At 66.5% G+C, this 21,038-nt stretch carries 15 protein-coding genes; 8 read left to right on the forward strand and 7 right to left on the reverse strand.

The genetic code is table 11. The annotated features are described in order from the left end of the window. Positions 1 to 209 precede the first annotated feature (209 nt). Positions 210 to 911 carry a DNA-binding protein gene (locus tag E1742_RS04900; RefSeq protein WP_134383816.1) on the reverse strand — a complete coding sequence of 234 codons (702 nt, stop codon included), beginning with the start codon at positions 909 to 911 and terminating at the stop codon, positions 210 to 212. 203 nt (positions 912 to 1,114) lie between these two features. On the opposite strand from E1742_RS04900, the gene E1742_RS04905 reads away from it, so the two are divergent. From E1742_RS04905 to E1742_RS04940, 8 genes are all read left to right on the forward strand, one after another. After that, the gene (locus tag E1742_RS04905; RefSeq protein WP_134383817.1) at positions 1,115 to 1,423 is read left to right on the forward strand and encodes a hypothetical protein; all 309 of its coding nucleotides are present in this window, start codon (positions 1,115 to 1,117) and stop codon (positions 1,421 to 1,423) included. 438 nt (positions 1,424 to 1,861) lie between these two features. Next, a complete protein-coding gene (locus E1742_RS04910; protein WP_134383818.1) occupies positions 1,862 to 2,272 on the forward strand; it encodes a ribbon-helix-helix domain-containing protein in 411 nt (136 codons plus the stop codon). 47 nt (positions 2,273 to 2,319) lie between these two features. Further along, positions 2,320 to 3,672: an extracellular catalytic domain type 1 short-chain-length polyhydroxyalkanoate depolymerase gene (locus tag E1742_RS04915; RefSeq protein WP_229466534.1), complete on the forward strand. Its 1,353-nt coding sequence runs from the start codon at positions 2,320 to 2,322 to the stop codon at positions 3,670 to 3,672. 122 nt (positions 3,673 to 3,794) lie between these two features. After that, positions 3,795 to 4,511 (forward strand): MHFG family PEP-CTERM protein, encoded by a 717-nt coding sequence (locus E1742_RS04920; RefSeq protein ID WP_134383819.1) that lies wholly within the window; start codon positions 3,795 to 3,797, stop codon positions 4,509 to 4,511. Positions 4,512 to 4,644: 133 nt separating this feature from the next. Further along, positions 4,645 to 5,463: a type I methionyl aminopeptidase gene (gene map, locus E1742_RS04925; RefSeq protein WP_134383820.1), complete on the forward strand. Its 819-nt coding sequence runs from the start codon at positions 4,645 to 4,647 to the stop codon at positions 5,461 to 5,463. Between the two features lie 4 nt (positions 5,464 to 5,467). Further along, positions 5,468 to 8,071 carry a [protein-PII] uridylyltransferase gene (locus E1742_RS04930; RefSeq protein ID WP_134383821.1) on the forward strand — a complete coding sequence of 868 codons (2,604 nt, stop codon included), beginning with the start codon at positions 5,468 to 5,470 and terminating at the stop codon, positions 8,069 to 8,071. Continuing rightward, entirely contained in the window at positions 8,071 to 8,820 is a 750-nt protein-coding gene (locus E1742_RS04935) for a pseudouridine synthase (RefSeq protein WP_189569022.1), read from the forward strand. Before E1742_RS04930 ends, E1742_RS04935 begins: the two co-directional genes overlap by 1 nt. Before the next feature lie 214 nt (positions 8,821 to 9,034). Then, positions 9,035 to 9,841 carry a flagellar brake protein gene (locus E1742_RS04940; RefSeq protein WP_134383822.1) on the forward strand — a complete coding sequence of 269 codons (807 nt, stop codon included), beginning with the start codon at positions 9,035 to 9,037 and terminating at the stop codon, positions 9,839 to 9,841. A gap of 132 nt (positions 9,842 to 9,973) precedes the next feature. On the opposite strand, the gene E1742_RS04945 is transcribed toward E1742_RS04940, so the two are convergent. The 6 genes from E1742_RS04945 to smc form a co-directional block, all read right to left on the reverse strand. Next, entirely contained in the window at positions 9,974 to 11,965 is a 1,992-nt protein-coding gene (locus E1742_RS04945) for an OPT family oligopeptide transporter (protein WP_134383823.1), read from the reverse strand. Positions 11,966 to 12,312: 347 nt separating this feature from the next. Further along, positions 12,313 to 12,849 carry a peptide deformylase gene (gene def / locus E1742_RS04950; RefSeq protein WP_134383824.1) on the reverse strand — a complete coding sequence of 179 codons (537 nt, stop codon included), beginning with the start codon at positions 12,847 to 12,849 and terminating at the stop codon, positions 12,313 to 12,315. Next, on the reverse strand, positions 12,846 to 13,736 hold the full coding sequence (galU, locus tag E1742_RS04955; RefSeq protein ID WP_134383825.1) for a UTP--glucose-1-phosphate uridylyltransferase GalU: 891 nt from the start codon (positions 13,734 to 13,736) through the stop codon (positions 12,846 to 12,848). The genes def and galU overlap by 4 nt, the downstream gene beginning before the upstream one ends. A 10-nt stretch (positions 13,737 to 13,746) precedes the next feature. Further along, positions 13,747 to 16,080, reverse strand: a complete 2,334-nt coding sequence (ligA, locus tag E1742_RS04960) for an NAD-dependent DNA ligase LigA (RefSeq protein WP_134383826.1) — start codon at positions 16,078 to 16,080, stop codon at positions 13,747 to 13,749. A gap of 12 nt (positions 16,081 to 16,092) precedes the next feature. Beyond that, positions 16,093 to 17,424 (reverse strand): cell division protein ZipA C-terminal FtsZ-binding domain-containing protein, encoded by a 1,332-nt coding sequence (locus tag E1742_RS04965; protein WP_134383827.1) that lies wholly within the window; start codon positions 17,422 to 17,424, stop codon positions 16,093 to 16,095. Then, the gene (smc, locus tag E1742_RS04970; protein ID WP_134383828.1) at positions 17,421 to 20,948 is read right to left on the reverse strand and encodes a chromosome segregation protein SMC; all 3,528 of its coding nucleotides are present in this window, start codon (positions 20,946 to 20,948) and stop codon (positions 17,421 to 17,423) included. The genes E1742_RS04965 and smc overlap by 4 nt, the downstream gene beginning before the upstream one ends. Between the last annotated feature and the right edge of the window lie 90 nt (positions 20,949 to 21,038).

Consider the following 21,038-nt stretch of genomic DNA (forward strand, 5'->3'; position numbering starts at 1 on the left):
GAAGAAACGCCAGCAGTAAAGCTGCACCGGCAATCAGCCTTCGCGGCCGGGGGCGTGCCGCCGCGCCAGGGCTTCATTTGTCGCCCATGCCGCCCAGCCGGTCTGCTTAGCAGTGGATCGGCTTGCAGCCGCCCTCCCCCTGCCGGAAAATCTCCGTGGCACGCAAGTTGCACGGCACCCGCTCCGCCTACCCTCCCAAAAATACCGACTCAGGTCTTGGCGCGGCCGCGCGTGGCATCCACCTCGGCACGCAACGTGGCGCGCTCGGCCTTGATGGTGTCGAGCTGCTGGCGCAGCTGCTTGATTTCGGACGCGAACTCGTCGCGCGCCGTGACCGCACCGACCAGTTCCATTTCAGCGGCCAGGCGGGCGTCGGAGTCCGCGGCCGAGGCCGTGACGTTGCGCTCCAGCTGCTGGCGCAGGTCGTTGATCTGGCGATCCTTGCCGTCAATGGCGAGCTGATCCTTCGCCTTGCTGACGAGCGCTTCCGTGGCCACCCGGCGGGCGTCGCGCAATTCGACCGTCAATTGTTCGATCTGCTCGGCCTGCTCGGCATTGACGGCCTGCGCCTGGTCGCGCTCGCTTTCGGCCTGCTCGCCCGAGCGCAGCAGCTCGTCCAGGTCGGCCTGGGCGCGGGCCAGCGCGTCACGCGGGCCGGCACCGGATTCTTCCGCATAGCGCCGCGCCCAATCCGTCAGCGCCGCGGCGACGGCTTCAGGAATGTCGGCCGCCGGCGGCGTGGGCATCGGCTCCTCGGCGGCACGCCAGGCCGTCAGGTGGCGCAGCACGCCGGTGGCGGACGCGTCGCCGAGGATTTCGCGCACGGCTTCGATGGTGACAGGCCGGCCCTCCTCCCTCAGGCGGCCGGCCGCTTCAGCGACTTGTTCGTAAGTGGGTACGACGTCTGGCATTGATTCTTCCTTTTGCTTTTGTGGTCGAGTTTTTCTGTAGCGCAACTGTACAGCGTCGGGCGGGCGCCCGGCAAGGCGCTGCCACGCATGGCGGGCGGCATCGCGTCGTTCGATAGCTTATCCTGACTATCACCCGTGCTGGCGTACCGTATGACATTGACATCGGACTTTTACTTCGGACTTTCACATCTCCAAGGATCATCATGGAATCGACCCAACTGGAACGACTCGAACAGGGACTGCGCGAAGTGCTGCGGCTGGTAGAGCGCGACGACCACCCGGCCGACACGCCGCTCCCGCCGGATCACCCAGCCGCACGCGCGGCAGACGCCTGTGAGCTGATGCGACCCGAACCGCTGACCCTGGCGACGCTGGCCGAATCCGCACGGCACAAGATCGATACGGTGCACGTGCTGCTGGCGCGCGCGCGCGAACATGAGAAGCTGCCGCCCGAGGCGCAGGCGGCGGCGGATGAGGGGTATCTGGTCGGCGAAGAAGACCTGAAGCGATAAACCGCCACGTCTGCACAGGCACGCTACACGCCTGAGGCAGGCGCCTCTGGGGTCTTTCGGCCCAGCAGATGCCCCTCCGTGGTAATCCGGTGTCGGTCACAGTCGCGCCGGCGCCAACTTCTTCATGCTGCAGCATTGTGGCACCAGTCACCGGAGGCTCGGCAGCCAGCGGCGCCGGTTTGGCGGGGGTTGGCTCCTGCCGCCTGGCAGCGCTCTCGGGACCGGTCTCTTCCCGACGCCCCTTCTTCCGCCATCCGTCTCGGTCGACCCCTCACGACATCTTTTCAATACAACGTCTGGCGCGCTGCCGTCCTCGACGATGGTGCCGATCGTTCCCAGGTCCTGAATATATTTACGCCGAGTGCCCTTGCAATCGCCGCCCGGGGTATCATTTACCATCCAACGGGATGGTACCCGGATGGCAAACCAAGGAAAAACATGACCGCAGAAGTCAAAACCCGGGCAATCGACTCGGAGAAAATCACGATCAACCTGTTCCCGGTCGACCTGGGACAGATCGACCTGCTGGTCCAACAGGGTTTTTACGCCAACCGGACGGACCTGATCCGCACGGCGATCCGCAACCAGTTGCAGCTTCACGCGGACGTGGTGCGCCAGACCGTGGCGCGCGACCAGCTCATCCTGGGTGTCCAGCACTATTCGCGGGCCGACCTGGAAGCGCTCCAGGCTGCCGGGGAAACGCTGAACATCCGGGTGCTGGGCCTGGCGACGATCGCCGCCGACGTGCCGCCCGAGCTGGCGGCTGCCACCATCAACTCTCTTGCCGTCCTGGGTGCGCTGCACGCCAGCCCGGCTGTCAAGGCCGCCCTGAAGGGGCGGATCACTTAGTCGACAACCCGTCGGTCGCCTCGAAGCGCCGGCACGAAAGGTCACTCATGAAATACGATTCCGCACTGATGGCGCGCCTGCAGGCCGCAACGCAGCAGATCCTCAAGAACGGCCCGGCTGCCTCCGCGGCCGCGATGCAGCAGGCATTCGGTGGCACAGCGCCAACGACGCCTCACGCCGACGACGCGCCGGCACAGGCTGACGCGGCCCATCTGAAAGACCTGAACGCCGCGCCGGAGTATGCCCGCAAGGCTGCCAAGGCATTCGGCGCAGGCCGCGCGCGCGTCCGGCCGGCGACAGGCGAGGATGCCGCGACCGCACAGGCGCCCGAGGCGCCGGCGGCAGACCTGACCAGCTTCCTGGCCGGACTCGGCGTGAAACTGCCCGACGGCATCCAGCTGCCGCGCGGCGTCGGTCTGGGCGATGGATTTAAACTGCCGGAAGGTTTCAAACTGCCCGAGGGCATCGAACTGCCGGAAGGCCTTGCCCCCATGCGCAAACGCCCTGTCGCCCCGCCACCCCTGCCGCCTGGCGCCACGTTCGACAGCGCCAGCTTCACGAACCATGGCGGCACGCGCGCCTATAAACTGTACGTGCCAAGCACTTACGTCCAGGGCACACCCGTGCCGCTGGTCGTCATGCTGCACGGCTGCACGCAGGACCCGGACGACTTCGCGGCCGGCACGAAAATGAACCAGATCGCCGAGGAGACGGGCTGCCTGGTGCTGTACCCGACACAATCGCAGAAGGACAACCAGTCGAAATGCTGGAACTGGTTCTCGCAGAACGACCAGCAGTACGAACGGGGCGAACCGGCCATCATCGCCGGCATGACGCGCCATGTCATGAAGCAATACACAGTCGACCCTGCGCGAGTCAGCATTGCCGGGCTGTCGGCGGGCGGCGCCATGGCCGTCATCGTGGGCGCCCTGTATCCCGAACTGTTCCAGGCTGTCGGGGTCCATTCGGGCCTGCCATTCGGCGCCGCGCAGGATCTGCCGGCCGCGCTGCAGGCGATGAAGCAGGGAGCGCCCGGCCGCCGGGGCCATGGCCGCAAGCCGGTACCACGCCCGCTGATCGTGTTCCATGGCGACAAGGACCATACCGTCCATGCTGTCAACGCCGAGCAGGTGCTTGCCGACGCGCTTGCGCCGCATGGTGCCGGCAAGCCCGTCAGCGAACAGGGCAAGGCGCCCGGCGGACGCCGCTATACGCGCACCGTACACCAAGCAGCGAACGGCACTGTGGTGGCCGAACACTGGTCGCTGCATGGCGGCGGCCACGCGTGGGCCGGGGGGAGCCCTGCAGGCAGCTATACGGACTGCAAGGGGCCGGATGCCAGCCGCGAAATGATGCGGTTTTTCGAGGCGGCGGCTGCGTCAGCGGCCCAACCGGCCTGATTTTGTCGGCGGCAGGCAACACATCGGGGCGACAATGCGTCATAATGTGCGAAATACCAAGTTGCAAGTTTAGTTCCAGAATTATTATGTGAACTACTGTAAATTTTCGATTACGTCGCACCATGCCCCTTATCGCCGCCGCCCTCGCCACCACATTGTCCGTCAGCGCTGTCTGTTCCTGGAACCGTCCCGGTGTCGATCCGTACCGGGGCGACCCCGCTGCCGCGGTCGAGCACTACCAGGACATTCCGGCGGCCCAGCGCAAGATCCTGCGCGACAAGCTCGCCGCCGGTCAGCCGGACGACAAGGTGGCCATCGGCCGCGACGCCGTGACGGGCGCCTGGCAGTACGAGGCGGCGATCCGCGACATGCACTTCGGCAAGCGCCGCATGTGCGGCAGCGTGGACCGCAGCAAGTGGTCCGCGACACGCAGCGAACCGGCCGCCGTGTACTGCGCCGACCAGCATTGCATCATCGTGCCGAAAATCTGCGGCAACGTCAGCCGCATTACGCGCCTGACGCCGGCCGAGCCCGCGCGTCCCGAGCAGGTTTCCAACCCACCCGAAACGCAGGAGCCGGAGCGCCATCCGCTCGACTGGGCGACCGGCACCGAACTGGGCCTGCTCGACAGCCCCGACCGCGAAGACGAGGACGAGGACGAAGAAACGCGGCTGTTGCGCGAGTTTTCGTTCCAGAACAACGCGGCCCAATGGGCCTGGACCGGCGACGATCCGGTGCAAGCCGTTCCCGAGGCGTCGACGTGGGCGATGATGCTGGCCGGCATCGGTATCGTCGGCGCCTGGGGCCGCCGCAGCGCGCGCCGCACCGCGCGCACCTGACGTCCCTTGCTGCGATCGCCATATCGCACATTTATTGCCTTTGATCAACCCCGGCCGCTCAGGCCGGATCGGTGTGCCTCGTTTATAATCGCGTCTTGCATGGGCATTCGCCCCAACACCGAATTCGAACAATATGGCCATTATCATCAAGACCCCCGAAGACATCGAAGGCCTGCGCATTGCCGGCCGCCTGGGCGCCGAAGTCCTCGATTACATCACCCCGTTCGTCAAGGCCGGCGTCACGACCGGCGAGCTCGATCGCCTGTGCCACGAATACATGACGAACGTGCAGGGCACGATTCCCGCGCCGCTGAACTACGCGCCGCCCGGCTACACGCCGTATCCGAAGGCGATCTGCACATCCGTCAACGACGTCATCTGCCACGGCATCCCAGGCGACAAGGTGCTCAAGAACGGCGATGTGGTCAACCTGGACATCACCATCATCACCAAGGACGGCTACCACGGCGACAACAGCCGCATGTTCTATATCGGCGAGCCGTCGATCCTGGCCAGGCGCCTGACGGAAGTGACGTATGAGTGCATGTGGCTCGGCATCGCGCAGGTGCGTCCGGGCGGCCACTTCGGCGATATCGGATATGCGATCCAGCAGCACGCGGAAAAGGCCGGCTACAGCGTCGTGCGCGAGTTCTGCGGCCACGGCATCGGCAAGGGCTTCCACGAGGAGCCGCAGGTGCTCCACTACGGCAAACCCGGTACCGGCGAGGAGTTCAAGCCCGGCATGATCTTCACCGTCGAGCCGATGATCAACGCGGGCCGGCGCGATATCCGCGAGATGAACGACGGCTGGACCATCAAGACGAAGGACCGCAGCCTGTCGGCCCAGTGGGAACACATGGTGCTGGTGACGGAAACGGGCTACGAGGTGCTGACGGTGTCCGCCGGCACGCCGGCCCCGCCGGCCTTCGTCAACGCGGCCAAGGCTGCGTGATCCGATGAACGGCCAGGTCCAGCTCCAGGCATGCGGCCAGCCGCGCGACGAGTTGCGCAACCAGCTCAAGGCACGACTGAAGTCGGACCGCCAGGTCGTCGTCAAGACGTTCAACCAGGACGGCAAGCCGGAAAAGCTGCTGCGCGGCCTGCGCCAGAGCGTGGACGCGGTGCTGACGCAGGCCTGGAACGAAGCCGGCCTGCCGCCCGAGGCGGCGCTGGTGGGCGTGGGCGGCTATGGCCGCGGCGAGCTGTTCCCCTATTCCGACGTGGACGTACTGATCCTGCTGCAGCGCCCTCCCAACGAGGAAACCCGCCGCCGGCTGGAGGAATTCGTCCAGATGCTGTGGGACCTGGGGCTGGAAATCGGCAGCAGCATCCGCACCGTCGACGAATGCCTGATCGAGTCGAAAGCCGACATCACCGTGCAAACCAGCCTGCTGGAAGCACGCCTGGTGGCCGGCAACGAAGCGCTGTTCGACCTGCTGGAAGTGGCGTATGCCGGCGCGATGGACGCGCAGGCATTCTTCCAGGCCAAGACGGCCGAGATGCGCCAGCGTCACGCCAAGTATGAAGACACGGCGTTCTCGCTCGAACCCAATTGCAAGGAAAGCCCGGGCGGCCTGCGCGACCTGCAGGTGATCCTGTGGGTCGCCAAGGCGGCCGGGCTGGCCAACTCGTGGCGCACGCTGGCCACGCGCGGCCTGATCACGCAGACGGAAGCGCGCCAGCTGATGGAAAAGGAGCGCGCCTTCAAGGACATCCGCGTGCGCCTGCACCTGCATGCCGGCCGGCGCGAGGACCGCCTCGTGTTCGACGTGCAGACAGCCGTGGCGGAAAGCCTTGGCCTGCAGACGACCGGCAGCGGCATCCACATGCGCCGCGCCAGCGAATACCTGATGCAGCGCTACTACTGGGCCGCCAAGACGGTCACGCAGCTCAACACCATCCTGCTGCAGAACATCGAAGCGCGCCTGTTCGAGCGGTGCGGCGAGCCGCAACCGATCAACGAGCGCTTCAACGAGGTCAACGGCTTCATCGACATCAGCGCGGACGACGTATTCGAAAAGACGCCGTCGGCGATGCTGGAGATCTTCGTGCTGATGACGGAACGCCCGGCCCTCAAGGGCATCACGGCGCGCGCCACCCGCGCGCTGTGGCACGAGCGCTTCAAGATCGACGGGCGCTTCCGCGCCGATCCCGTCAACCGCGCCTACTTCCTGCGCATCCTGCAGGCGCCCGTCGGCATCATCCACGCGCTGCGCCGGATGAACGACCTGTCGATCCTGGGCCGCTACCTGCCGAACTTCCGCAAGATCGTCGGCCAGATGCAGCACGACCTGTTCCACGTCTACACGGTGGACCAGCACATCCTGATGGTGGTGCGTAATATGCGCCGCTTCACGATGGCGGAGCATGCCCACGAATACCCGTTCTGCAGCCAGCTGATGGCGAACTACCCGCAGCACTGGCTGCTGTACGTGGCCGCGCTGTTCCACGACATCGCCAAGGGCCGCGGCGGCGACCATTCGAAGCTGGGCGTGGCCGACGTGGTGCAGTTCTGCCAGGAGCACGGCCTGTCCGGCCACGAGACGGAGCTGGTGGCGTTCCTCGTCGAGCAGCATCTCCTGATGTCGCACGTGGCGCAGAAGCAGGACCTGTCCGACCCGGACGTCATCGCGGCCTTCGCGAAAACCGTCAAGGACGAACGCCACCTGACCGGCCTTTACCTGCTGACGGTGGCCGACATCCGCGGCACCAGCCCGAAGGTGTGGAACGCGTGGAAGGCCAAGCTGCTGGAAGACCTGTACAAGATGACGCTGCGCGTGCTGGGCGGCGAGCCGCCGTCGGCCGACCGTGAACTGAAGAACCGCCAGCAGGAGGCACTGGCGACGTTGCGTCTCTATGGCCTGCCGCCGGACGCGCACGAGGCGCTGTGGCGGCAGCTGGACATGGCGTACTTCCTGCGCCACGACTCGTCCGACATCGCCTGGCAGACGCGCGCGCTGTACGACCGCCTGAACAGCGCGAAGCCCGTCGTCAAATGCCGCCTGGCGCCCATCGGCGAGGGACTGCAGGTCGCCGTCTACGTGCGCGACCAGCCCGACCTGTTCGCGCGCATCTGCGGCTACTTCGACCGCAAGAACTTCTCGATCCTGGATGCGAAGATCCACACGACACGGCACGGCTACGCGCTCGACACGTTCCTCGTGACGGAACAGAGCTTCGCCAAGAGCTACCGCGACATCATCAGCCTGATCGAGCACGAGCTGTGCGACCTGCTGACGACGGCGGCGCCGCTGCAGCCGCCGACGCGCGGCCGCCTGTCGCGGCTGTCGCGCACCTTCCCCATCCAGCCGACCGTGGACCTGCGGCCGGACGAACGGGGCCAGTATTACCTGTTGTCCGTGGCGGCCAACGACCGCACGGGCCTGCTGTACTCGATCGCCAACGTGCTGACCAGATACCGGGTCAACCTGCACACGGCGAAAATCATGACGCTGGGCGAGCGCGTGGAGGACGTCTTCATCGTCGACGGCCCCACGCTGAACAACGCGCGCACCCAGCTGCAACTCGAAACCGATTTATTGGAAGCTTTGAAAGTCTGATGTCTGAAGAATTACTACGCCTGTCCAAGCGCATGTCCGAACTGGGCCTGTGCTCCCGCCGCGAGGCCGACGAATGGATTGCCAAGGGCTGGGTGCGGGTCGACGGCCAGGTCGTCTCCGAGCTGGGCACGAAGGTCTACCCGAGCCAGAAGGTGACGGTGGAACGGCAGGCGGCCGCCGAGCAGTCGAAACGCGTGACCATCCTGATCAACAAGCCGATGGGCTATGTGTCGGGCCAGGCCGAGGATGGCTACACGCCGGCGGTGGCGCTGATCAAACCGGAAAACCGCTGGGCCGAAGACAAGTCGCCGGAGAACTTCCACCCGACGCAACTGCGCAGCCTGGTGCCCGCGGGCCGCCTGGACATCGACTCGGTCGGTCTGCTGGTGCTGACGCAGGACGGGCGCATCGCCAAACAGCTGATCGGCGAGGACACCGACATCGACAAGGAATACCTGGTGCGGGTGCAGTACACTAAACCGGGCACGCTGCCGGACGCGGACCTCAAGAAGCTGTGCTTCGGTCTGTGGATGGACGGCAAGCCTCTCCTGCCGGCAAAGGTGCGCTGGCAGAACGACGACCAGCTCAGCTTTACGCTGCGCGAAGGGAAGAAGCGCCAGATCCGCCGCATGTGCGACATGGTAGGCCTGAAAGTTCTGGGACTGAAGCGGGTACGCATCGGCAAGGTGAAGCTGGGCGAGCTGCCGACGGGCCAGTGGCGCTACTTGTTACCTGAAGAAATATTCTAGTCCTAAATACAACAACTGTTTCTCCTGATTCACAAAACCCTGTTATCCTTGCACGTCACAACCGAACATGAATGCACCGTCGAAACAGCGTCGCGAACGCGCCAAGTGGCTCAACACCATGGCCGTGCGCACGTTCAGCGCCCAGCGCCGGCCGAAATGGACAGCCGCGCAGGTGTTTCGCGGTGCTTTCACGCGCAACAGCATAGGGGATGCAATGAGCAATCTGGCCATAGCCAGCCACGACGTCCAAAACCTCGACGTCGCGGCACCGTTCCAGCCAAATCCGCACCGCAAGGGGCCGCCGCGCCCGGCCGATGCGCCCGAACGTATCGCGCTCACGGCGCCGTCGCATGAGATTACGGACGTGGACCAGATCGGCGATTCGCTGCAATGGCTGGCCGACCGGGGCGAGTGCGTGTCGATCTACCCGGCCGGCGCAGCCGAGCCGCTGCTGGCGCGCATCCTGTGGGTGCACCCGGAAGAGCCGCGCTTCATGATCGACCTGAACGAGGGCGGCGTCATGCCCATGGGTCGCTGCACCTTTGTCGGCATGCTGCAATCGGCGCGCTTCCAGTTCGAGCTGTCCGCCGACTGGCAACCCGAACCGGGTCACCCCACGTTCGTGCCGGCCCAATTTCCCCAGCGCGCGCTGGTGCTGAACCGGCGCTCCACGACGCGCCTGGAAATTCCGCTGGCCGGCACGTTCAGCGCATCGTTCGTCCTGTTCGGCACCCCTTACGAGCTGCAGCTGTACGATGTTTCCGCCGGCGGCGTCGGCATGCGCTGCTCGCCGCGCGAGGCGACGGGCCTGCACATCGGCCGCAAGCTGCAGCGCGTCCGACTGGAACTGGGCCAGGACACGGTCGTCATCTGCGACCTGGAGATTCGCCTGTCGCGCCGCTTCCGCTCCTTCCTGCTGGGCGAGCAGCTCCAGATCGGCTGCCAGTTCATCGACCTGCCACCACAGATGCAGAAGGAGATCGACCGGGTCCTGCAGCGGATGAGCGTGGCGCGGCGCTGAGCGCGACTGCGCGCAGCACGCAGGACAACCGCTTCGATCCGGCGGCGTTCAGGCAAGGATCGACGAACACCCAAAAAAAACAGCGCCCATCGGGCGCTGTTTTACTTTCCGCCGGCATTGCCGGCCCAACGCTTAGGCCTCGATCTTGCGGGCCGAGTTGGCGGCCCAGCGATACAGCCAGCCCAGGATCGCGCCGGCAAACACCAGCGACACCAGCATGCCGATCGACTCCGGCAGCCCGATGCCGATGTCCAGCGGGTCGCTCGTGCCCGAGACGACGATCAGGCCCGCCAGCGCCACATTGAACAGGCTTTCGCCGACGATGAAGCCGGACATCACCAGCACGCCCACACGCGACGCGGCCTCGCCATACGTCTTGCTGCGCATGGCCTTCTCGAAGTAGTAGCCGGCGACAGCACCGACGACGACGGGCGCCGTGACGGCCGACGGCAGGTAGACGGCTAAGCCTACCCCCAGCGGCGGCAGGCTGTATTTGCCGTTGCTGCCGCGCTTGAGCAGGAAATCGAAGGCGACCAGCCCGAGGCCGATGACGGCGCCCCAGCCGATCAGGTGCCACGGCAGGTCGCCGCCGATGACACCGCGCGCCAGCGTGGAAATCAGCGTGGCCTGCGGCGCGGCCAGCGGCTGGTCCGAAATCGCGTTCTGGTTCGGCGCGCCCGCAAAGCCATAAGCATGGTTCAGCAGGTCCAGCACTTGCGGCACGACACAGGAACCGGCGAACACGCCGATGATCAGCGCGACCTGCTGCTTCCATGGCGTGGCGCCGACCAGCTGGCCCGTCTTCAGATCCTGCAGGTTGTCGTTACCGATGACGGCAACGGCCAGCACGACCGTCGTCACGAACAGCGCGAAGGCGATCAGCGCATGCGCGGTATCCGGACCCATGACCTGGCGGCCCACGACGCCGACCGACGTGGCGGCACCGAGAATCGTCAGGATGGCGATGCCGGAAACGGGCGAATTCGAGGAGCCGATCAGGCCGGCCATGTAGCCGCACACCGCGGCGGCCAGGATGCCGGCCACCAGGATGTAGCCGATGCCGACCGCGACCAGCGGTGTCGAGAGGGAAGCGAGCACGCCGCCTTCCAGGAACGTGGCCAGCAGCCAGCCGGCAGGCACCATCGCCAGCAAGGTGACCAGGCCGACGATGAAGATCGGCATGTCGCGCTCTTCACGGGGCACCGCGGCACCGCCGTGCTTGGCCGCGCGGGCCGCATCCAGCGCCGACTTCAGCCCGCCGAACACCGGCTTGGCCAGCGTTGCCAGGGTGACGATGGCGGCGGCACCGATCGTGCCGGCGCCCATCATGCGCACCTGGGTGCTCCAGACGCCCAGCGCGTGGTCGGCGACGGAGGCGCCGGCGGCCATCGGCGTCATGGCCGTCAGCACGGGCACCAGGATGCCCCAGGCAATGATCAGGCCCGCCAGCATCGCGATGCCGACCGTGATGCCCATCAGGTGGCCCGCGCCGATCAGCGCCAGCGACGTCGACGCCCCCAGGCCGGTAGCGCCGCCGGCACCGCCGAAGCGGAAGTAGTAGCTGACTTCATGGGCGCCGACCTTGATGGCCGCCAGCAGCGCGAAGAACGCCGACGCCAGCGTGCCGAGGACGACGGCCTTCAGGCCCGCCTTGCCTTCCTGGGCACCGGCGCGCGACGCCGTGCCGACCTTCAGCACTTCCGCGGCGGCGACACCTTCCGGATACGGCAGGCTCGATTGCGACACCAGCGCGCGGCGCAGCGGCACGGTGTACATGACACCCAGCACGCCGCCGATGGCGCAGGCACCGAACGTGGGCCAGAACGGAATCTCGGCCCACCAGCCGATCATCAGGAGACCTGGCAGCACGAAGATGACGGAAGCGAGCGTGCCGGCTGCCGACGCGATGGTCTGGACGATATTGTTTTCCTGGATCGTCGCGTCCTTGAAAGCGGACAGCAGCGCCATCGAAATGACGGCGGCCGGAATCGACGTGGCAAACGTCAGGCCGACTTTCAACCCAAGGTAGACCTGGGCGGCAGTGAAGACAAGGGTGATCAGGATGCCGAGGACGATCCCTCGTATGCTGAATTCCAGTGGATTGGACGATGAGGGTTGGTTCATCCTGAGAGCTCCCGGTAGCCTGGATTGATAATCCTGGAATTGTTATTGGGTAGGTAATGCTGGCCGGGATATTACGACAGATTCGTGACAACGCCAATCTCTGTTGCTGGGCAGAGGCGATTTGACGTGTTCCGCACGCCGCGTCAGCGCGCGGCAGGGGCAGCGACGCTGGCGTCCACGGCGCTCTGCCCGACCGGCTTCATCGTCCCGTGGCGGCGTGCTGCAGGCGTCGACGGCGCGGCGCCCGATCGCGCCCTGCACAGACATACAAAAGGTAGCGCAATCATCCGCGATGACGGCGCCGGCCGGGCGCGTAGCCCCGACAGCGGCCGCCGTTGCGTGGCCGCTCAGTCGTCGTCGTTCGGATCGAGCTCGGGGAACATCACCGACGTGAAGCCGAACTTTGAAAAATCGGTGATACGCATCGGATACAGGATGCCGTGCAGGTGATCGACCTCGTGTTGCACCACGCGTGCATGGAAGCCGGAGGCGTCGCGCACGATGCGGTTGCCATGCTGGTCGCAGCCTTCGTAATGCAGGTGCAGGTAACGCGGCACGCTGCCGCGCAGGCCGGGCACGGACAGGCAGCCTTCGAAGCCCTCCTCCATCGCTTCGCCGACGGGTGTCAGGACGGGATTGATCAGCACCGTCTCCGGCACCTGCGGCGCGTCCGGATAACGGGCATTGGACTTGAAGCCGAAGATGACGACCTGCAGGTTGACGCCGATCTGCGGGGCCGCCAGCCCGGCGCCGTTGGCCGCGTGCATCGTGTCGAACATGTCCGCGATCAGCGCATGGAGCGCCGGCGTATCGAAGTCGCGCACGGGGTCGGCCTGGCGCAGCAGCCGCGGGTCGCCCATTTTCAGGATTTCGCGCACCGTCATTTGCCGCCTCCGGCCTGCACGCCTGCCACGTAAGCGGCGAAGTCCGGCCCCGTTTCCGGGTGCTTCAGGCCCATCGCCACCATCGCTTTCAGGTAGCCCAGCTTGGATCCGCAGTCGTAGCGCTGGCCGTCATAGCGATACGCCAGCACGCGCTCGTGTTTGAGCAGCGCGGCGATGCCGTCGGTCAGCTGGATCTCGCCGCCGGCGCCCGTGCCCAGCTGCTCGAGGAACTCGAAGATGCGCGCCGACAGCACATAGCGCCCCACCACCGCCAGCGTGGACGGTGCCTTGTCCGGTGCCGGCTTCTCGACGATGCCCGCAGCCAGCTCCAGCCGGTCGCGGTAAGGGCTGGCGCTGACGATGCCGTACTGGCGCGTGTTCTCGCGCGGCACGTCCTGCACCGCCAGCAAACTGGCGCGCTCGAATTCATACTGCTGCGTCATCTGCGCCAGGACCGGCGCCACGCCGTCGGCCGTGTCCATGAAGTCGTCCGCCAGCAGCACGGCAAATGGCTCGTTGCCCACGATCGGGCGGGCGCACAGCACCGCATGGCCTAGCCCGAGCGGCGCCGGCTGGCGGATGTAGATGCAGTTGACGTTCTTTGGAATGACGTTGCGCACCACTTCCAGCAAGGCCTGCTTGTTGTGCGCTTCCAGTTCCGCTTCCAGCTCGAACGCCTTGTCGAAATGGTCCTCGATGGCGCGCTTGTTACGGCCCGTGATGAAGACCAGGTCCGTGATCCCGGCCGCCACCGCCTCCTCGACCGCATACTGGATCAGCGGCTTGTCGACGATGGGCAGCATCTCCTTCGGCTGCGCCTTGGTGGCGGGCAGGAACCGGCTGCCCAGGCCCGCCACGGGAAATACCGCTTTTCTGATCTGGTTCATGCGCCTGCCCTTATGTATTCAACAGCGCCAGCAACCCGGCTTCATCGAGAATGGCCACGCCCAGCTCCTCGGCCTTGGCCAGCTTGCTGCCCGCTTCCGCGCCGGCCACGACGTACGACGTCTTCTTCGACACGGAGCCGGACACCTTGCCGCCCGCCCCCTCGATCATCGCACCGGCGGCATCGCGGCTCAGGGTCGGCAAGGTCCCCGTCAACACGAACGTCTTGCCGGTCATTGCGCCCTCCGCGGCCGCCGCCTGCGGCACCTGCGCCAGCAGCTCGTTGCGCAGCGCGTCCAGCGCCAGCAGCGCCTGCCGGTTGGCCGGCACCGCCATCCATTCCTCCAGCGCCGCCGCCACCCCGGCCGGCAGGCCGTAGATGTCGAACGTGCGCCGGCTGGCCAGCGACTCGAACGTGGCGCCGCCCTCCACCAGCTGGCGCGCGCGCGGCTCCGTCAGTTTCGGGATGCCCAGCGCGGCCAGCAGGCTGACGGGTTCCAGTTTCTCGCGCAGCTGCGCTTTCGGCGGGTGCTCGCCCTGCGGCGTGACGCCGGTCGCCAGCAGCGCATCGATGGCCTGCTGGTTTTTCGGTTCGGCGAAGAAGTCGGCAATCGATTCCGCCACGGTGCCGCCGATATCGGGCAGCACGCGCAGCAGCGCGGCCGGGGCCCGGCGGATCAGCGCAAACTGCCCGAGCCAGTCGGCCAGCGTCTTGCCCGTGGATTCGCCCACGTGGCGGATGCCCAGCGCGAACAGCATGCGTTCCAGTGGTGGCTTCTTGCTCGCTTCGATCGCCTGCAGCAGGTTGTCGGCCCATTTGGTCGGCACCTTGCCCTGCTTGACCGTTTCCGGCGTCGTGCCGTCACGCTCGTCGGCCAGGCGCTTCATCTTGAGCAGGTCGTCCAGCGTCAGCTTGTACAGGTCGGCCACGCTGTGCACCAGGTTCGATTCGACCAGACTGTCGATGTAGCGGTCGCCCAGCCCTTCGATGTCCATCATGCGCCGGCCGGCAAAGTGGCGGATCGCCTCCTTGCGCTGCGCCGCGCACGTCAGCCCGCCGGAGCAGCGCGCCACGGCTTCGCCTTCCTCGCGCACGACGTGCGAGCCGCAGACGGGACACGTTTTCGGCAGCACGTAAGCGGCGGGTTCCGGCGTGGGGCGCTTGTCCAGCACGACGGCCAGCACTTCGGGAATCACATCGCCGGCGCGCCGCACGATGACGGTATCGCCCACGCGCACGTCCTTGCGGCGCACTTCATCCTCGTTGTGCAACGTGGCATTGGTAACGGTCACGCCGCCGACGAACACGGGCACGAGCCGCGCGACAGGCGTGATCGCCCCCGTGCGGCCCACCTGCACTTCGATGGCCTGCACCGTCGTCAGCGCTTCTTCTGCCGGGAATTTATGGGCCAGCGCAAAGCGCGGCGCGCGCGAGACGAAGCCCAGTGCGCGCTGGTCCTGCAGCCGGTTGGCCTTGTAGACGACGCCGTCGATCTCATACGGCATGCCGGGGCGGCCCGCGCCGATACCCCGGTAGAACGACAGCAGGCCGTCCTTGCCGCGCACGACGTCGCGTTCCTTCGCCACGGGCAGGCCCAGCGACTCGTACCAGTCCAGCAGTCCGGCATGCGTCTCCGGCATGTCCATGCCCACCAGTTCGCCGATGCCGTAGGCGAAGAAGCGCAGCTTGCGTTGCGCCGTGATGCGCGAGTCGAGCTGGCGCAGCGCTCCTGCCGCCGCGTTGCGAGGATTGACGAACTCCTTCTGCCCGGCGGCGCGCTGGCGCTCGTTCATGGCATTGAAGTCGGCCTTGAACATCAGCACTTCGCCGCGCACGTCCAGGATCGCCGGCAGGTCCTTGCCGTGCAGGCGTAGCGGGATCGTGCGCACCGTGCGGATATTGGCCGTGACGTCCTCGCCCGTGTAGCCGTCGCCGCGCGTGGCGGCCTGCACGAACACGCCGTTCTCGTAGCGCAGGTTGATCGCCAGGCCGTCGTATTTCGCCTCGGCGGCATACTCGACCTCCGGCGCATCGAGCCCCTCCCGCACGCGGCGGTCGAAGTTCTCGACGTCTTCTTCCGTAAAACCGTTATTCAGCGACAGCATCGGCACCGCATGGGTGACGGCGGCGAACTGGCCCAGCGGCGGCGCGCCAACGCGCCTTGTCGGCGAGTCAGGCGCCACCAGCTCGGGGTGCGCTTCTTCCAGCTGCTGCAGCTCGGTAAACAGCTTGTCGTATTCGGCGTCGGGAATCGTTGGCGCATCCAGCACGTGGTAGGCGTACAGGTGGCGGTTCAGTTCCGCGGTCAGCCATGCGGCCCGTTCGGCCGGTGCCTGTTTCGTCATGCGCGGCGCTCCTTAGTTGAACAGGCGCAGTGCGCGGGTCGAGCCGGCCGGAATGTCCGACGCGTCCATGTCGGCATAGAAGTCGTTCACCTGGCCGGCGATTTCGGCCAGCGCGGCATCGGTCAGCGGCTGGTTGTAGTCGTCGACGATGACGGCGTCGAGACGCTGCACCAGCGCCCTGGCGCAGGCAATCATGGCGCCGAAGCCGTCACGGGCCGGGGCCACGCAAGGCACGTCCAGCAGCAACGTCAGGCGCGGCGTGGTTTCCTCGGCCGGAGAAACGTTGGTCGACAGCGTGAACAGCTGGCCCCCTTCGCCATCGGGCATGACGAAACGGCCATCCGGACGCACGTCGAAGCCCTGCTTTTCCAGCGCGCCGATCAGCGTGGCGATTGCCCATGGCGCCCCGTTTGCCGCCAGGTTCACGCCCAGTTGCGCATCGTGGCTGGCGACGAAGCGGTGCAGGTTCTTCGCTTCGGCCATCACCTCGATCATGTCCGGCACGTGCGGTTCGGCGCCGATTTCATCGGCCATGCTGCGCAGGCGCGTGACCAGTTCCGAGTATTCCAGCTCGTTGAGCGCCGTGGTGCGGCTGGCCAGCTGGACACCGCCCTGCAGCTTCGTGTAGACGGTGCCGTGCTGGATCGGTTCCCAGTCGCCGCTGACGGCCAGGCCGATATAGTGCACCGGCTTGCTTCCGACCAGGCGCAGCTTGTGCAGTGCCGGCAGCAGCTTTTCGCCGCGCATCGGCGCGGCCAGCTCCAGCGGCAGCAGGCAGTCCACCAGCGGATCGACCAGGGCCGTGGCCAGCTCGGCGCGCGGCACGGCGGCATCGGCGGCGCGCACGGGCACCGGCGGGATCGGCTCCGGTGCGATCTCGGCCGGTTTGTCAGCCAGTGTCTCCGTCATTTGCGGCTCGCTGCGCACGGCAGGGTCGGCCGGCCGCGCACCGGGAACGTCGGCCACTGCGGGTTGCAGGTGCGGCGTGGCGGCAGGCGCGGACACGGGTTCGGCGAGCACCGGCTCGGCCAGTACGGGTTCCACGTCCGGCGCCAGCGTCGGCGCGACGGGTTCCTCGTGGGCAGGCGCGCCGTAGGCACCGGAGCCGCCGTCCACCATCGACACGTCGCCCAGCGTGAAGCTTGGCTCGCTGCGCGCGGCCAGGTCGCCGTCCGCGCCATAAGCCGGCTCCTCGCCTTTGCGCATCAGCACATCGTCATGTTCGGATGCGAACGCGCGCTCGACGCTTTTCTTGGCCTTGTGCTCCTGCCACTTGTTATAGACGAAAACGCCGGCGACGAACACGCCGGCCGCTGCGATCAAACTGGTCTGAAAATCTGTCATGCTGCTTGTGCCTCGGAAGCGAAATTGGCGGCGGCTTCCATATCCACCGCCACGATGCGCGATACGCCCTGCTCCTGCATCGTCACACCAATCAGTTGAGTGGCCATCTCCATCGCGATCTTGTTGTGCGAGATGAAGAGGAATTGGGTCTGGTCGGACATGCGTTTCACCATGCGGCAGAAACGCTCCGTGTTGGCGTCGTCCAGCGGTGCGTCGACTTCGTCGAGCAAGCAGAACGGCGCCGGGTTGAGGCGGAACATCGAGAACACGAGGGCCGTCGCCGTCAGCGCTTTTTCGCCGCCGGACAGCAGGTGGATCGTCGCATTCTTCTTGCCCGGCGGCTGGGCCATGACCTGCACGCCGGCGTTGAGGATCTCGTCGCCGGTCATGATCAGTTTTGCCTGGCCGCCGCCGAACAGGATCGGGAACAGCTCGGAAAAGTGGCCGTTGACCTTGTCGAACGTCTCCTGCAGCAGGTCGCGCGTTTCCTTGTCGATGCGCGCGATGGCATCCTCCAGCGTCGTGATCGCCTCCGTCAGGTCGGCATTCTGCGAGTCGAGGAAGTTCTTGCGCTCGGACGCAGTGGACAATTCGTCCAGCGCGGCCAGGTTGACCGCGCCGAGCGCCGCAATGGCGTTGGTCAGGCGCGTTACTTCGCCCTGCAGGTATTGCGCCTTCATGTCGGGATGCAGTTTCGACGCCAGCGCGGATTCATCGGCCTGCACTTCGGCCAGCTGCTGGGCAAACTGCTCCTGGTTCAGGCGCGCCGCCTGTTCCTTCAGTTGCAGCTCCATGATGCGATCGCGCTGCGGTTGCAGGCTGCGCTCGCCCTGGCCGCGCGCGTCCTCGGCGTGGCGCAGCTGCTGCGTGATCTGGTCCAGTTCATGACGCGCATCGGCCAGCGCGCGCTCCTGCTGCGAGCGGCGGTCCAGCAGTTCCTGCAGGCCCTCGTTGGCCGTCCCCGCCTCCAGCCCTTCCAGCTCCAGCCGGCCGGCTTGCAGGCTTTCCGTCACCTGCGCGGCCTGCGTGGTGGCGGTGGCGATGCTGCGGCGCAGTTCGTCGATGCGGTTGCGCGCCGACTTCTCCGCGAACTGCGCTTCCTGCGCGCGCCGTTCCAGTTCGCGCAGCGCCTCGCGTGCTTCCGCGAGCCGCTGCTCGTGCCGCAGGAAAGCGGTCTGGCCTTCCTCGTGCTCGCCCTGCAGGTTGGCCAGCTCCATGTCGAGCTGCTCGAATTTTTCCTCGGACTCCAGCTTGACCTGCATCTGCTCCGCTTCCTGCGCGGCGATTTCCGCCAGGTCGGCGTCGATCTGGGTGCTGCGCTGCCGGTAGCGCGACTCGACCTCGGAAAGTTTCACCACCTCGATCTGCAGCGCGTGCACGGCCGACGTCAGGCTCTGGATCTTCTGGCGCAGGTCGGCGACAAGCCGTCCGTGCGTCGCCACCGCCGCTTCCGCGCGCACGGCTCGCGAGCGCGCCTCCTCGGCCAGCAGCGCCTGGGCGCGCAGCTGCTTGCCCAGGTTGTCGATCTCGTGCTGGCGCCCCAGCATGCCTTCCTGCTCCGAGTCGGCCGCATGGAAACGCACGCTGGACTGGCCGATCACGTGGCCCTGGCGCGTCACAAAACAGCCGCCTGCCGGCAGCCTGCCGCGGTCGGCAAAGGCTTGCGCCGCATCCTCGGCGATGAAGACGTGGTACAGCCAGTCGGCCAGGACACCGCGCAGGCCCGGGTCGTTCAGCTGCAGCAGGTCGATGAAGGGACGCAAACCCGGGATGGCCGCATCGGGCACGGGCGCCGTCGTCACGGGCGCGAACAGGGCCAGCTTGGCGGGCGGCGCGTCGGCCAGGAAGTGCTTCGCCCAGTCGATGTTCGACACCTGCAGGGCCGACGTGCGTTCGCGCAGCACGGCTTCCATCGCCGTCTCCCAGCCCTCCTCGATCTGGAGCTTCTGCCACAGGCGCGGCAGCTCGTTCAGCTCGTGCTTCTGCAGCCATGGCACGACCTTGCCCTGCGTCTGCACGCGCTCCTGCAACTGGCGCAGCGCGTTCAGACGCGCTTCCAGCTGGGCGTTGGCGGCGGATTCGCGCTGCACGGCCGCCTGCGCCTCGCGCCGCTCTTCTTCCATGCGCGGCTGCTGTTCCAGGGCTTCGTCCAGCATCATGCGCTGCTCTTCCAGCGCCTGCTGCTTTTCCTCGAGCTGGTAACGCAGGTTTTCCAGGTGTGCCGAGTCGGGCGGGGCCAGGCCGTTCTTTTCCTGCTGCAGGCGCTCGCGCCGCGTGGCCAGGCTTGAGAGGATGTTCGACGCGTTGCGCTGGTGCGCCGACTCCAGCTCGAGCTGCTGCTGCGCCCCCATGATGCGGGCGCGCGATTCGGTGCTGCGCTCCTGCGCCGCGCGCCACTGGGCTTCCAGCATCGGCAGCGATTCCGCCTTCTGCTCGGCCATCATGCGCGACTCTTCCACCTTCGCCGCCAGCTCCTCCAGCTCGAACTCCGCCTCGTCGATCTGGCCGCCGTATTCGGCCGCCTGCTGCTGCCACTGGTCGCGCTGAGCCGTCAGCGTGGCGATCTGCTGCGCCAGCCGCGTGCGCGACTCGACGACGAACTTGATCTGCGCTTCCAGGCTGCCGATTTCCGCATTGGTCTGGTACAGCGCGCCCTGCGCCGTGTGCAGCCGGTCGCCGACGGCGAAGTGGGCCTGGCGCATCTGCTCCAGCGACAGCTCGACGCCGCGCAGCTTCGCCGTCTGTTCCTCCAGGTCGTTCTGCGCCTGCTCCATCTCGCGGAAATAGCGCACCTGTTCCGCCTGCGCCTCGTTCTTGCGCAGCAGCCAGAGCAGCTTCTGCTTCTCGTCCTGGTCGGCCTGCAGCTGGTGGAATTTCATGGCGACGGCCGCCTGCCCTTCCAGCCGCTCCAGGTTGTTGTTCAGTTCCCGCAGGATGTCCTCGACGCGCAGCAGGTTCTCGCGCGTGTCCTGCAGGCGGTTTTCCGTCTCGCGGCGGCGCTCCTTGTATTTGGAGACGCCGGCCGCCTCCTCGAGGAAGACGCGCAGCTCTTCCGGGCGCGATTCGATGATGCGGGCGATCATGCCCTGGCCGATGATGGCGTAGGCGCGCGGGCCGAGACCCGTGCCGAGGAAGATGTCCTGGATGTCGCGCCGGCGCACCGGCTGGCTGTTGATGTAGTAGGTCGACGTGCCATCGCGCGTCAGCGTGCGCTTGACGGCGATCTCCGCATACTGGCCCCACTGGCCGGAAGCCTTGCCGTCGTTGTTGTCGAAGACTAGTTCCACCGACGCCCGCCCGGCCGGCTTGCGGTGGGTGGAGCCGTTGAAGATAACGTCCTGCATCGACTCGCCGCGCAGTTCCGAGGCCTTCGATTCGCCCAGCACCCAGCGCACGGCATCGATGATGTTCGACTTGCCGCATCCGTTGGGACCAACGACGCCGACCAGCTGGCCCGGCACCTGGAAATTGGTGGGATCGACAAACGACTTAAATCCCGACAATTTGATGGAAGATAGACGCACTTTGTAATCTGTTCTTCGCCCGGCAAGGCACAGTTGGAAAGGTGGCTATCATACCATCGCGGGCCTGCAATCTGGACAAATTCGCATCTC

Source organism: Pseudoduganella plicata (genome assembly GCF_004421005.1).
GTDB lineage: Bacteria > Pseudomonadota > Gammaproteobacteria > Burkholderiales > Burkholderiaceae_D > Rugamonas > Rugamonas plicata.

What these genes read in the sequence shown, in the direction of transcription:
- E1742_RS04900 (WP_134383816.1), bottom strand. Translation starts at nt 911, where the DNA reads ATGCCAGACGTCGTACCCACTTACGAACAAGTCGCTGAAGCGGCCGGC.
- E1742_RS04905 (WP_134383817.1), top strand. Translation starts at nt 1,115, where the DNA reads ATGGAATCGACCCAACTGGAACGACTCGAACAGGGACTGCGCGAAGTG.
- E1742_RS04910 (WP_134383818.1), top strand. Translation starts at nt 1,862, where the DNA reads ATGACCGCAGAAGTCAAAACCCGGGCAATCGACTCGGAGAAAATCACG.
- E1742_RS04915 (WP_229466534.1), top strand. Translation starts at nt 2,320, where the DNA reads ATGAAATACGATTCCGCACTGATGGCGCGCCTGCAGGCCGCAACGCAG.
- E1742_RS04920 (WP_134383819.1), top strand. Translation starts at nt 3,795, where the DNA reads ATGCCCCTTATCGCCGCCGCCCTCGCCACCACATTGTCCGTCAGCGCT.
- map (WP_134383820.1), top strand. Translation starts at nt 4,645, where the DNA reads ATGGCCATTATCATCAAGACCCCCGAAGACATCGAAGGCCTGCGCATT.
- E1742_RS04930 (WP_134383821.1), top strand. Translation starts at nt 5,468, where the DNA reads ATGAACGGCCAGGTCCAGCTCCAGGCATGCGGCCAGCCGCGCGACGAG.
- E1742_RS04935 (WP_189569022.1), top strand. Translation starts at nt 8,071, where the DNA reads ATGTCTGAAGAATTACTACGCCTGTCCAAGCGCATGTCCGAACTGGGC.
- E1742_RS04940 (WP_134383822.1), top strand. Translation starts at nt 9,035, where the DNA reads ATGAGCAATCTGGCCATAGCCAGCCACGACGTCCAAAACCTCGACGTC.
- E1742_RS04945 (WP_134383823.1), bottom strand. Translation starts at nt 11,965, where the DNA reads ATGAACCAACCCTCATCGTCCAATCCACTGGAATTCAGCATACGAGGG.
- def (WP_134383824.1), bottom strand. Translation starts at nt 12,849, where the DNA reads ATGACGGTGCGCGAAATCCTGAAAATGGGCGACCCGCGGCTGCTGCGC.
- galU (WP_134383825.1), bottom strand. Translation starts at nt 13,736, where the DNA reads ATGAACCAGATCAGAAAAGCGGTATTTCCCGTGGCGGGCCTGGGCAGC.
- ligA (WP_134383826.1), bottom strand. Translation starts at nt 16,080, where the DNA reads ATGACGAAACAGGCACCGGCCGAACGGGCCGCATGGCTGACCGCGGAA.
- E1742_RS04965 (WP_134383827.1), bottom strand. Translation starts at nt 17,424, where the DNA reads ATGACAGATTTTCAGACCAGTTTGATCGCAGCGGCCGGCGTGTTCGTC.